We start from the raw sequence: 12,006 nt of genomic DNA, 5'->3' as shown, positions 1-12,006 counted from the left end.
CTCTCAGTCCCGCCGATGGGGGCGCCAGAAAACGTGACCTGGCCCGAGCAGTTGCTCCCCGCTGCGTTGGCCGCGTGCTTCATAACCACCATGACCAGTATAAGTGAAAGGCTCAGAGTGCATCCTAAGGGCATAAGGGTTACGGTGAAGCCCCTCCTTGCCAGGGACAGCGATGGGGGCTTTAAGTTTGAGAAGATGCTAATCACGATCGAGCTTTCGCTCCCCAAGGAAGAAGCGGTCAAGGCAGGGAGGCTCGTTGATCTCACCCACAGTTACTGCCTCATCAGCAAGGCCCTGAAGGACAACGTCGAGGAGATTATTGAAACTAGGGTAATCGAGGTGTAACACCTGCCACCTCTTCTCCCCCTTGGGGCACAAGTTTATAATTACCCTCTCCAATCTTCACCCATGACCGGGCCGAAGGATATAGTTCTCAAGGAAAGCGAAGAGGTTGGGGGAACTCCTATAGGGGGGCCTTGGCTGGATGGAGTTTCAAGCCTTGAGGAAGTGCTCGATTATTATGGGAGGATAGGCTTTCAGGCGACCCACCTCGGGAAGGCGATAGGGATCTGGAGGAAGGTCGAAAAGAAGCGCGCCGAGGGAAAAGAAGTCCGGGTCTTCTTAGGCTACACTTCTAACATAGTCTCCTCTGGGTTGAGGGAGCTCATCGCGTGGCTCGTTAAGGAGGGCAAGGTTGACGTCATAGTAACCACTGCTGGAGGCATCGAGGAGGACTTCATTAAAGCTTTAAAGCCCTTCATCCTTGGCGACTGGAAGGTGAACGATGCAGAGATGCGCGAGAAGGGCATCAACAGGATAGGCAACATCTTCGTGCCCAACGACAGGTATATCGAATTCGAGAAGTACATGATACCCTTCTTCGAGAGAATCCTTGAGATGGAAAAGGAGCACGGAAAGCCACTAACGGCGAGCGAGTTCATCCACGAGCTCGGAAAATACATGGACGAGAAGCTCGGAGAGGAGAAGGAAAAAAGCGTAATCTACTGGGCCTACAGGAGGAACGTGCCGATATTCTGTCCGGCCATCACCGACGGCTCCATCGGCGACATGCTCTACTTCTTCAAGGAAGAAAGAGGTGACAGGGAGCTGATCATAGACATCGCCAACGACATAGTCAAGCTCAACAACCTGGCCGTTACCGCTAAAGAGACCGCCTCAATAATCCTCGGCGGCTCGCTGCCAAAGCATGCGATAATCAACGCCAACCTCTTCCGCGGGGGGACGGACTACGCGATCTACGTGACGACGGCAGTTCCGTGGGACGGCTCGCTGAGCGGCGCGCCGCCGAGTGAAGGAGTGAGCTGGGGCAAGATAAGGGCAAAGGCGGACTACGTGGAGATATGGGCTGATGCCACGCTCGTCTTCCCGCTACTGGTATGGAAGGTGATGCGGGATTAACCCCCCTCGTTCTTTTTCTGAACGATATGCATATTGCCCCCGCGCAGGAACGATGTTCATAATGGGATTCTAAGTTAGCCCTCTAGCCTCTCATACGCTTCCACGAGCTTCAAAACTACTCCATACAGTTCGTCTATTCTATCTAGGCTCTCTTTGACCGAGCGCAGATCGAACTTGTCATACCTGTGGACTATCGCATTTCTCAGGCCGTTGTACGCCCTCAGGAGCGACGCATCATTCTCGCTGAGAACGCCTTTCTCCTCAAGCCTCGTTATGTTCGTGTAGTCGTCCTCGACCGTTATGCCCAGGTCCTTCGTCAGCATGACCACGATGTCCATGGCAACGTCCACGCACACCTAGAGCGAATACAGGAGCGCCTGAGCATGACGTCGTCCTTTATCTCGTGGCTTTTTATGAACTCGTACTCCTCCTCAAACTTCTCAAGCTTTTCCAAGTACCTCTGCCTTCTCACGAGCACGCCTCCTGAGTCCTACTTTCTCCCTCACGCTCCTGAACTGGTTTTTATTCACACGGTGCTCCATGTCTTTCCAGAGTTTCCTAAACCTGTAAAAGTACTCGGAAAGCTCAAGCTCGTCGCCGTAGATTACTCTGTGGCTTCTGATGACCTCGATCTGGATGTAGAGCGGAAGCTCCTCAAAGACCTTCATGTCGTACTTTCCACCGAGCTTTTCAAGAACCCTCTCGTAAGCCCCCGGTTTTGGCTTCACCAGTCAAATATCAACGTCGCTCCGCTCCGTTGTTTCTCCCCAAGCATGGGAGCCATAGAGAAGTATCCTCATGCAGCCATCTCTAAAGGGCCGAGACGCCACCACCAGGGAATTTTTGGCAGGATTGCATAAATGGTTTTTGGTGCCAGAACTCACAAAAGCTCAAGCAACCTCTCCTCTCCTCCCGGCAGCACCAACGGCCTCGACAGGTGCTTTCTCGCGTCTGGTGGAACCTCGTAGATTTTTTTTTCTAAGTCCCGGGGCACCTCAATCGGGATTAACTCCTTCGGCATCTTGTAGCCGCAGCGCTTGCACTTTAGATAATTCCCTTTGCTCTTCATCGTCCCGCCGCACTTCGGGCATTTCGGCTTCCGGTACTCGATTTTGGGGACGAGCTTAACCGGATAGAACTTCTCTAAGTTGAGCGTTAAGATTCCTTCATGCTCCTTGACACCGCCAGCCACTATAATCTCATCCCCGGGCAAGAGCTTCCTGACCCAGTTGCGGAACTTCTTGGTCGGTTCGAATGCTGCAACCCTAATCTTCCCGGTCTCATCCTTCAGCTCGAAGAAGATGTGCCTTCCGCGCTCCCAGTAGGGGCCGACAACTCTCCCCCTAACGACCGCGCTGTCATACAGCTTGAGCTCGCCGATTTTCTTTGGAATTAGATGGTCGTCCGTGTTCTGGTTGGTCCTGTAGATCTGATAGAACGCGACCGGCTCCCCGAATTCAACACGCTCGAAGACTTGGAGGACTTTGCCCTTGTCAATTCCCCTAATTCCCACCAGAACGGGATCTTTGCCGTGCGGCGTTATGAGGACGCTCCCCTTGCATGGGTCAACGTTGTCGTAGCTGAAGGGGTAGGCCCACTTATCGCCCAAAAAGACACTATCGGGATTTACCTTCCTCGGCGTCCCCCAGTTTTCGGGCTCACGGTAGGCTAAGAGTTCGTAGGTGAAGCGCTTGAGCGGGTAGCCTATCGAGGCGAGGGCGCCTATTATCCCCCTCCCGAGCTTGAACCTGAAGGTTTCGGCCCTGATCTCTCTAGCGACCCTCTCAGCTTCCTCGATGGTTACGTGCTCCCTCAATGCTTTAAGCGAGAACTCTCTCAGCTCCCCCGGGACATCACCCTCAAGGAAGGCCACGCCGGGGTTCGTGTTCTCGTGCTCGAAATCGGCGAGCTGGTTGACGTAGAAGAGTACGAGGTTCTTGATCTCGGGGATGGAATCTTCGTCCGCCTCGAAGGTCATTGCCACCGCTCCATTGCCCCGGGTTTTGTAGGGGATGTTGGGGTTGAGCCTTATCAGCCTTGGCAAATCCAAGGGCTCTGCTATCCTTGAGAGCTCGCGATAGAGGAGTGCGCCGAGGTAGGTCGTGCACATGCCGTTGGGTGAATCTGTGTCGTCAATCCCGATGTGGATGAGCATGGTTTAAGAACCGAGACTCGGTTTAAAAAGCAAACGCCACGACCGATGTTGCTACGAAAAGAATGAAGTAGGGAACCGAAAGCCTGTGAAAATCTTGGAGGCTTATCCGACCCGCTCTGACCGCGATGAGGTTGGCCAGGGAGCCTGTGATGAAACCCACACCACCTGCGTTCACACCAACAGCCAAAGGCAACCAAAGGGCCTCTTTTGTGGAAAGGAGCACCGTTGCGGGCACGTTTCCGATGACCTGACTTAGAAGGGTAGAGTAGAGCACAACCCCCTCCTCTGAGCATGGCGGGTGGAGGGGGAGCAACAGAGCCAGCTCTCTGAAGTCAATGAAGATGAAGGCAAAGGTCATGACGAGCGCCCAGTCCACTGCCATAAAGGGTTCCCGGTCGGCTATAAGGTAAGCCCCAGAAGTCAAAAGGAAGGCGATGTAGTAGTGCCCTGTCTCGGCGAGGGCAATGTTCGAGGCGAGTAGAATTGCCGAGAGCACGAGGAGATGGCTCCTCAGGGCAACTGGAGGCATTGGCATGAGGTCAAACCTTCCACCCCTTGGAAGGGCCAGCAGGAGAGCACCAAACCATATGGAGACGAAGGGCATCATGTGGAGCGTAAAGTCCAGAAAACCAACCCCATAGTTTTTCCATATGATGATATTCTGGGGGTTGCCTATGGGTGTCAGTGCCGAACCCACGTTAGCGGCTATGGCTGAGAGAACTACTAGTCTTGCCCTGTTAAGCCCCAAGAACCTGGAGAGCTCCACAATGAGGGGTATGAAGACCAGCATGGCGGTATCGTTCATTATGAAGGCAGAAGACAGGGCAATCATCAGGAGGAGGATGAGTGTCAGTCTCGCCTCCGAACCTCTGGAGAGGGCAATAAGCCGGGGCGCGAGCCGTCCGAAGACTCCAGAGAGTTCAAGCCCCTTTGACGTCAGCATGAGTGCCGTTATGAACGCTAGACTCTTCCAGTCAACCAGCCCGGGCGTCATTTCCGGAAGGGAAGTGTCCACTAGGCAGAGGAGAGCATAGAGAAAGAGAAGCCCCGTGAGGAACCATTCTCTCCTAAAAAATTCCTTAAAGGCCGTGTCTTCTCACCTCTTCGGTAAGGTGATAATCGGGGATGAGCTTCTTCCCATCTGCCGAGACCCTGACGTGGAGGACGATTAAACCCCTCCAAGAGACGGGAACGACCCAGGAGTCCTCAGGTTCCCTGAACTCCGCGCCCTCAAGGACGTGGGCCTCTGAGAGTGCCCTTGAAATGCTCTCTAACGCTTCCTCGGGGGACGCTTTCTCGACTGGGGGAGCACCCTTGGGAGCCGGGCCACCGATAGCGGGATCGTAGTGAACGGCATCTATAGCGAAGCCCAAGTAGAGAACCGGAACGTCCACATGGTCGGGCCTCTCAAGAGGTTTGCCGGCAATGAAGAGGGGAAGGGCCTGTTTGACGAGCTCTATAGCATTTTCAGCGTCTTCGGGTCTTGGGGGCTTTCGATGATACCCCCTCCGTATCGGTACTGGAGGAACCATCGGATCACCGTATGTATCAAGAAGGAAAGGCGTAAAACCCTTTCCCTCAGCCCGCTAAGAGCTGTTCCGAGATCTTCCTGACTGCCTCGACGTAGCCCTGCCAGTCCATAGCCTGAACCGCCGCAGGGTGGAAGTACCTGTCTATTACAACTGGTGCGAAGAGGCCGAGGCCGATAACAAAGATTGCCAGGACGAGGCTTATTGATGCCAGCCCCCACACCTCTTCGCGCTCTTCAGGTTCTTCATGTCCGTGTCCCTCATTTGGCTTTCCGCGCCACAGGGTCACGAAGAGCCTGAAGTAGGCCCACGCCGCTATGGCGCTCGTTATGATTACGACCGACGCGAGCCACGGACTTACCTGAAGGAGGACACCGTAGATGAGCATTTTGCTGAAGAAGACGTTGAGGGGTGGAACGCCCACGAGGCTGAGGACTGCCGTCCCAAAGAGGAAAGCCGTGAGGGGCATCCTCCTGCCAATCCCGGCCAGTCCATCTATATCAGTCCTGCCAGCCCTGTAAACAAAGGCTCCAGTGGTGAAGAAGAGGAGCATCTTCGCTATAGCGTGGTTGACGATGTGGAAGTCCACCGCGAGGAGGGCTAGCCTGCTCCCAACCCCAAGGGTCATGAAGAGGTAGCCCATGTGGAGTATGGTGGAGTAGGCTATCAACCCCTTCACATCCCTCTGGACGAGCATCATAACCGAACCAAGGAAGGCCGTGGCAGTGCCGAGGGTGAAGAAGACGATAGAGAGGGCGTTCCAGAAGGGTAGCCCGTGGAAGAGGGTATATGTGTATCTGGCCAGGAGGTAAATACCGACGACCTCGACGAAGCCACTCAGGACAGCACCGACCGGTATTGGAGCACCTCTGTAGGCACTCGGAAGCCAGTAGTGGCCAGGAAAGATTGCGCTCTTCACTATGACCATCGAGAGGGTGAGGGCGAAAAAGAGGGCAAGTGCAAGCTCCGGCTCCCCGAGAACCCTTGTGGCAATGGGGAAGCTAATCCCGTGGAACTTGGCGCTGAGGTTTGCCATGTTGAGGGTCCCGAAGGAGGCATAGATGAAACCGAGAGCCAAGAAGTAGAGGCTCGTCGCGACCGCACCACTTACACCGTACTTGAAGGCGCCCTCGACAGCCTCGCTCCTGTTGCGGTAAAATCCTACTATCGCGTAGGCACTCGCGCCTATAACTTCAAGCATGACGAAGGCGTTGAAGGCGTCACCCGTCATGAATGCCCCGAGGACACCCGCCTCAAGGCCGAGGAGGAAAGTGTAGAAGAACTCCAGTCCGTGGGTTCTTATGTAGAGGGCTGAGTACAAGCCGGCCAGCAGAAAGCCAAAGGTAACAGTTAGGACGAAGGTAGCGGAGAACTTATCAACCTCGAAGACGATACCTACTGGTGCAATCCAGTTTCCGAAGGGGTACACCAGCGGTTCGCTCGATGAGAAGGCCTCCCTGAATAGCCAGAGACCCGAGAGGAACGCAACGGTAAGGGCCGTGATAGCATAGCCGATGACAACCTTTCTTCTCCTTCCGGTCATCATTGCTGTAAACGGGAGGAAGAAAGCGAAGCCGAGCGGTATGATCGGGACGAGTCCAACCTCCATTCTATCACCTCAGTCGAACATTTTCTTCGCGTAGTCCTCAAAGTAGGCAACAACATTCTCCTTTACTTCCTCCTCGTCGAGTGTCGAGACATCTATCCAGTGGACGTAGAGCCACCTCCCGTCGTCGCTTATGTCAACGACTATCGTCCCGGGGGTGTTCGTTATCGAGTTTGCCACGAGAACCTTTCCGTACTCGCTCTCAACATCCAGGGGGATTCTCACTATTCCCGGGTTGGCTCTCAGCGTGAAGACGCGCTTGGCAACGTCTATGTGGGTCTTGGTCTCCTCTACGAGGAAGTAGCGGAGGCCGTAGGTTACGGCGTAGAACCACCTCCTCGGCGAGAAGAATTTACGCTCGTCCTCTACAAGCCAGTGCCCGACGAGAAAGGAAACCATTAGGGCAACGATTGAGCCGGTTATGAGGTCGTATTCACTCGCCGAGCCGGTGTAGAAGAGGTAAACGGCCAGCACTACAGCGAAAGTTGCCGGAGAAAACCTCCCAAGCGGGTTCATCCGTCCTCACCCCTGAGGATCTCTGCCATGTCTCTGGCATCAACCGTCCCGTGGAGGCGGTAGAACTGGATGGCGTAGGTCGTGAGGAGTATGTTCATTGCCATGCCTATGACGACGGCAGTCAGAACCAGCGCCTGCGGAACGGGGTCAACAGCCCTGCTAAGGAACTCTCGGAAGGTTATATGCTTCTCGTATATCGGAGGGAAGACAGGGAAGACGAGACGGTAGCCGATGAGGATGAAGAGCATGTTGATAGCATCACCCATGATGTTGAGCATGATGATTTTCTTGATCAGGTTCGAGCGGGTCGCTACCCCATAGATGCCAAGGAACATCATTGCAAAGAGGGTGAGGGTTATGTAGGCCAAGAGAAAGCTAATCATTCATCTCCCTCCTGAGCACGTTTTTGAAGATCCACTCGGGTATTCCAAGAATCAGGAACACCGTCAGGAAACCGAAGGTCACAGCGGTGTACTCACCTACGTCGAGATTGAATAGACCCATCTCACCCGGCAGGAGGTTTATCTCAAGGATTTTTCCACCGTAGAGGAAGAGGGGGGCTAAAACGGTCACCATTATCAGAGCCAGTCCGATGGCGTAGGCCGACATGGTGTGGCCCAGGGTCAGTCCCTTCCTCTCAAGGGTGAACTTGCTGAAGGCCGCAAATAGGAGCAGGGCAGCGACAGCCATAGCCGAGCCCCCCTGGAAGCCACCACCAGGGGTGATATGCCCGTGGAGTGCTATGGACGCTGAGATTGAGACTATCATTATGACAACGAGCTTGGTAGTTGCCCTAACTATAATGTCCATCCGCCTGTGCGGTTCCCTCCCCTCTATTTCCCTCACAATCTTCGCCTGCTCCTCTGTAAGCCTGAGGACGCTTAGGGCACCCATTATGGCTAAGAAGAACACGAAGGTCTCGAAGAGCGTATCGAAACCGCGGTAGTTCCAAACTATAGCCGTAACCACCTCGGGGCTGTGGCTGGTTAGGCCCTCGTGGGCGAAGGAGTGGCTCAGGTAGAACTCGCCGAGGGGTCTTAGTTCAGCTTCCCCGAGGCCGAGGACGTTTTTGACTGTTACTGCATAAGATACAAACAGGAAGGCGAGCAGGAAGAAAATCGCGACGATTGCATCCCTCTTCATTCTCCCACCTCGTAGCGCTCGGTCTTGCTTATCGCAAGGATAATGAGGGCGGTGTAGGCTCCAACTGCTATCGCCAGATACGCTAGAACTATGTCCGGTGCGGCGAGAATGTAAAAGCCCAGCGCGAAAAAGGTAGACTGGACTGAGCTCAAAGCCAGGGCTTTCAGGAGGTCGTGCTCCTTCATTGCCAGATAGCTGAAGACGAAACCAAATGAAACCACTATCGCCAGGATTATGAGGTGGAGTTCTATCATCTCTTCATCCCCCTGAAGAAGAACTTAGGCTCCTCTTCCTCGCCGGGGAGCTCCTCGTGCTCCCTCACAAGCTCCGCAACATCACTCCTCTTAGGCAGATCCTCCTCAAGCTGGTCAACGACGAGTTTTGGCTTCTTTCCGACCTTCCCGAAGTAGACTGCCGAGACGAGGGAGTGAGAGCCTGTGGGCGCGATTATGAGGATAAGGATTCCGACGGTGAAGGCTATGCCGGCCATGAAGAACCTCTGGCTTCCGAGGGGGTGATAGACAAGGGCAACAAGGCCTGCACCGAAAACTGGCAATGCAGCGCCGCCAATAGTCCCCACCGTTGCTGCGTGGGTTCTCATGTAAAAATCCGGGAAGCGGAGGAGACCTATCGCCGCTATAAGGTCGTAGATAGCTCCAAGAAGGATTGCGATTGAGCCTATGACGAAAACAGCCTCCTCGATGATCATACCTCCACCTCCCCGTAGAGGACGTATTTGGTGTAGTAGATGTCCAGCATAAAGGCCCAGAGGGAGAGAATTATTGCACCGCTCGCGAGCATTATTGACTTGAAGTATATTCCAAGAACCACCATAAAGGCCGCCATATCGAAGGAGAGGCAGTCAACGGCTAAGATAATGTCCGCTGTTGTTGGCCCCTTTATGGCTCTTATGCCGTAGAGGACGAACGCAAAGGTGTATATAACCGCCGCAAAGTACAGGACGTTGAGGAAAACACTTTCAAAGTTCATGCGAACACCCCCAGGAGGACTATTAAGAGGGCCATGACTACGGCAAAACCGCTTATCAGGGCGTTCATGTCGAGCCCCTGACTTCTTCCCCAGAGGGCAAGTCTCTTGATGATCCCTATAATGGGCATGAACATAGCCTCGTCGAGGTGCCTGACCGGATAATCTAAGGCATCATCGTAGTCCTTAATGAGCGGGAGCTCGTGCCCCGGAATGACCTTTATGGCCGGTAAGATGTAATTTATATAGGCCCTCTTTCCAGTCTCGACGAAGAAATTCGCCGACTCTTGGAGTATGTCACCCACGTTGTAGAATATCAGGAGTAGCTCGCTGACCCGCTCTGTCGGGACCTTCCCCACCTTCCAGCCTGCTATCGCTCCCAGGGCTAGGAAGCCGAGGGCAAGGAAAGAGAACGGACTTGCAAAGAAGAGCTCCATCGGGCTGTGGGGCAGGGGTATCGGGAGCTCCTCAAGGGCACCCGTGAACCAGGGGAGAACCATGAATGGGAACACCGCTACTATAAAGCCGGTGAGCGAGACGAGTCCTGTAACACCCCTTATCAGGAGAGGGATTTCCTCCCTCTCGACTTCCCTCTTACAGAGCAGCCTGTTAATGCGCCTTATCTGGAGTACCGAGGCCAGAGGGAAGATACCAAGAAAGGCCACGGTAACCGCCATCAGCCAGAGGGGAACGTCAGCACTCGACATTGCCCCCTGGTAGATCAGCCACTTACTCACAAAGGAAGCCAGCGGCGGGAAGCTGGCCATCGAAAAGGCGGAGAGAGCTATTAAGAGGGAAATGACGTGTCCCCTGAGGAGCTTCCGGAGGGAGCATATGTTGGGCTCTTCTCCGTAGTGCTCTATGGCACCAAGACCGAAGAATATGGAGCTCTTGTAGATGATCTGGTAGAGGGTATGGAGGAGGGCACCTATGAGGACCACCGTGCCGGCCATTGAGCCCCAGAGGACGAGGGCAACGCCGAGGGCGAAGTATGACACGCCAACGTCCATTATGCTGTGATAGGCGAACTTCTTCTTCAGCCTTATTTCTCTGAAGGAGTAAAGGGTCGCGAAGGTCGTGACTGTCCCAAGGAAGGCCACGGCATAGCCAAGAGCCCGGTTAGGCGGAAGTGTGAAAACAGCAGCCCTGAGGAGGAGATAGAGACCGATACCCTCCCCAATAATGAAGACCGGGACGAAGGGGCTCGGTGTCGAGCGGTAAACGCGCGGAACCCACAAGTTGAAGGGAAAGGCCCCGCTCCTGACGAGGGAAGCAGAGAGATAGAGAGCATAAAGCAACCAGAGACCGACGGGGAGCTTTCCTATGTTTTCTCTGAGCCCGTGAATCGTAAGGTGGTAGAGACTTCCAACGGCACCGTAGGCGAGGCCGGTCGCTATAAGCAGGGGTATTATACCAAAGACCTGAGTCATCACAAGGTAGCGCCACGCACTCCTCCTTGAGCGTCTGGTCTCCGAGGCTAAAATGATGACCGCCGTGAAGACCGCGAAGAGCTCGTAGGCGAGGGTCAGCCTCTCAAGGTTGTCGGTGGAGACGAAGAGAACGGCCGAGAGGAGAGCCATGTTCGTCCCCAGGGATAGGAAGCGGTTGCTGCCCTTGACCTCGTAGTCTAGGAGATAGAGGGAGATGGCAGAGGATACGAAGGCCAGAACCAGTAGAAAGAGGGCCGAGAAGGAGTCAACGGCTATGCTCGTTGGCAGGAAGTCAAAGACCTCCCCTTTGAAACCCCTTATCCCCTCCACAGACACAGGGAAGAGGACGAGCGAGGCGAGCAGGGTTATCAGGTAGGCTCCCCTCCTGCCGGTGAAGAGACCCACGAGCGACGCCAGGAAAAAGAGTCCCATTGACAGTTCAAGGAGGTAAACCGGGCTCACTGGCCGACCCCCCAGTAGAAGTTTATCTCCTCAACAAGGGGATACGCTAGGTAAGCCGAGACGAGGGTTAATATTATGAGGGTCACGAGGGAAGCTGTGATTATCCAGTGAGTTCTGGCACTCGGGACGCTCGGCCTTCCGAAGACGTTCCTCGTTGTCCATCTCATCCCGACCCAGAGGAAGACAACTGAGTCGGTGAGGAGCATCAGGATTGGGAGCCATGCGAGAGGGCTTACCTCAAGGGCCTTCAGGGAGGTTATCATCTCGGCCTTGCTGAAGGCTATGCCCATAGGTGGCAGGCCAGCCAAGCCGAGCAGTGCAACGCTCCACGCGAGGCCGTTGATGGGGAGGATTTCCTTCAGGCCACTTATCTTCCTCAGGTCGAGGGTTCCGAGGGAGTATGTGAAGGTTCCGGCTGTTAAGAAGCCCAGTCCCTTGACGAAGGCATGGGTCGTGAGCTGAAACATCGCGGCCTTTATTCCTACGCCGAGGCCGAGGGAGGCAAAGGTCAGGCCAACGAACATTACCCCTGCCTCGGCAACGGTTGAGTACGCCAAAAGCCTCTTGGCGTCCTTCTGGACGGGGTAGTTGAGTATAGGTATGAGGAGTGTTACCGAGACCATTATTGCCATAAAGTAGAAGACCCACGTTGGCAGGGGCCCTATAAACTGAAGAACCCTGGCGACGAGGTAGACACCCATCTCGACCATCGCTGCACCGTGGAGGAAGGCACTTGCCGGAGTCGGGGCCTCCATGGCA

The 12,006-nt window shown here is 54.7% G+C and carries 16 protein-coding genes and 1 pseudogene; 2 read left to right on the top strand and 15 right to left on the bottom strand.

Annotated elements, in window-relative coordinates; genetic code table 11:
* Both MVD07_RS00630 and MVD07_RS00625 read left to right on the top strand, forming a co-directional pair.
* Positions 1-345: OsmC family protein (locus MVD07_RS00630; protein WP_297497221.1), on the top strand; the 345-nt coding region annotated here is incomplete at its 5' end.
* Between the two features lie 63 nt (positions 346-408).
* Entirely contained in the window at positions 409-1,419 is a 1,011-nt protein-coding gene (locus MVD07_RS00625; RefSeq protein ID WP_297497219.1) for a deoxyhypusine synthase, read from the top strand.
* A gap of 74 nt (positions 1,420-1,493) precedes the next feature.
* Here MVD07_RS00625 and MVD07_RS00620 read toward each other — a convergent pair whose 3' ends face one another.
* The 15 genes and pseudogenes from MVD07_RS00620 to MVD07_RS00550 form a co-directional block, all read right to left on the bottom strand.
* The gene (locus MVD07_RS00620; RefSeq protein ID WP_297497216.1) at positions 1,494-1,769 is read right to left on the bottom strand and encodes a HepT-like ribonuclease domain-containing protein; all 276 of its coding nucleotides are present in this window, start codon (positions 1,767-1,769) and stop codon (positions 1,494-1,496) included.
* The gene (locus tag MVD07_RS00615) at positions 1,736-1,891 is read right to left on the bottom strand and encodes a hypothetical protein (RefSeq protein WP_297497213.1); all 156 of its coding nucleotides are present in this window, start codon (positions 1,889-1,891) and stop codon (positions 1,736-1,738) included. Before MVD07_RS00615 ends, MVD07_RS00620 begins: the two co-directional genes overlap by 34 nt.
* Positions 1,860-2,147 (bottom strand): hypothetical protein, encoded by a 288-nt coding sequence (locus tag MVD07_RS00610; protein ID WP_297497210.1) that lies wholly within the window; start codon positions 2,145-2,147, stop codon positions 1,860-1,862. Before MVD07_RS00610 ends, MVD07_RS00615 begins: the two co-directional genes overlap by 32 nt.
* A gap of 152 nt (positions 2,148-2,299) precedes the next feature.
* Positions 2,300-3,574, bottom strand: a complete 1,275-nt coding sequence (gene tiaS, locus MVD07_RS00605) for a tRNA(Ile2) 2-agmatinylcytidine synthetase TiaS (protein ID WP_297497207.1) — start codon at positions 3,572-3,574, stop codon at positions 2,300-2,302.
* A gap of 22 nt (positions 3,575-3,596) precedes the next feature.
* Positions 3,597-4,592 (bottom strand): annotated as a pseudogene (locus tag MVD07_RS00600) (SLC13 family permease); the annotation flags it as partial.
* 61 nt (positions 4,593-4,653) lie between these two features.
* The gene (locus MVD07_RS00595) at positions 4,654-5,106 is read right to left on the bottom strand and encodes a hypothetical protein (protein ID WP_297497201.1); all 453 of its coding nucleotides are present in this window, start codon (positions 5,104-5,106) and stop codon (positions 4,654-4,656) included.
* Between the two features lie 46 nt (positions 5,107-5,152).
* A complete protein-coding gene (locus MVD07_RS00590) occupies positions 5,153-6,712 on the bottom strand; it encodes a proton-conducting transporter membrane subunit (RefSeq protein WP_297497198.1) in 1,560 nt (519 codons plus the stop codon).
* A gap of 9 nt (positions 6,713-6,721) precedes the next feature.
* Positions 6,722-7,225 (bottom strand): Na+/H+ antiporter subunit E, encoded by a 504-nt coding sequence (locus MVD07_RS00585; protein WP_297497195.1) that lies wholly within the window; start codon positions 7,223-7,225, stop codon positions 6,722-6,724.
* Positions 7,222-7,608: a sodium:proton antiporter gene (locus tag MVD07_RS00580; protein WP_297497192.1), complete on the bottom strand. Its 387-nt coding sequence runs from the start codon at positions 7,606-7,608 to the stop codon at positions 7,222-7,224. The genes MVD07_RS00585 and MVD07_RS00580 overlap by 4 nt, the downstream gene beginning before the upstream one ends.
* Positions 7,601-8,368 carry an MnhB domain-containing protein gene (locus tag MVD07_RS00575; protein ID WP_297497189.1) on the bottom strand — a complete coding sequence of 256 codons (768 nt, stop codon included), beginning with the start codon at positions 8,366-8,368 and terminating at the stop codon, positions 7,601-7,603. The genes MVD07_RS00580 and MVD07_RS00575 overlap by 8 nt, the downstream gene beginning before the upstream one ends.
* Entirely contained in the window at positions 8,365-8,622 is a 258-nt protein-coding gene (locus tag MVD07_RS00570; RefSeq protein WP_297497187.1) for a hydrogenase subunit MbhD domain-containing protein, read from the bottom strand. The genes MVD07_RS00575 and MVD07_RS00570 overlap by 4 nt, the downstream gene beginning before the upstream one ends.
* A complete protein-coding gene (gene mnhG, locus MVD07_RS00565; RefSeq protein WP_297497184.1) occupies positions 8,619-9,077 on the bottom strand; it encodes a monovalent cation/H(+) antiporter subunit G in 459 nt (152 codons plus the stop codon). The genes MVD07_RS00570 and mnhG overlap by 4 nt, the downstream gene beginning before the upstream one ends.
* Positions 9,074-9,358, bottom strand: a complete 285-nt coding sequence (locus tag MVD07_RS00560; protein WP_297497181.1) for a monovalent cation/H+ antiporter complex subunit F — start codon at positions 9,356-9,358, stop codon at positions 9,074-9,076. The genes mnhG and MVD07_RS00560 overlap by 4 nt, the downstream gene beginning before the upstream one ends.
* A complete protein-coding gene (locus tag MVD07_RS00555; RefSeq protein WP_297497176.1) occupies positions 9,355-11,247 on the bottom strand; it encodes a complex I subunit 5 family protein in 1,893 nt (630 codons plus the stop codon). Before MVD07_RS00555 ends, MVD07_RS00560 begins: the two co-directional genes overlap by 4 nt.
* Positions 11,244-12,006 (bottom strand): proton-conducting transporter membrane subunit (locus tag MVD07_RS00550; protein WP_297497174.1); only part of this gene is annotated, 763 nt, incomplete at its 5' end. The genes MVD07_RS00550 and MVD07_RS00555, both read right to left, overlap by 4 nt.

Origin of the sequence: Thermococcus sp., from assembly GCF_027008145.1 — an archaeon.
In the GTDB taxonomy this organism is placed as follows: domain Archaea; phylum Methanobacteriota_B; class Thermococci; order Thermococcales; family Thermococcaceae; genus Thermococcus.
This window is presented reverse-complemented; position numbering and strand designations above follow the sequence as displayed.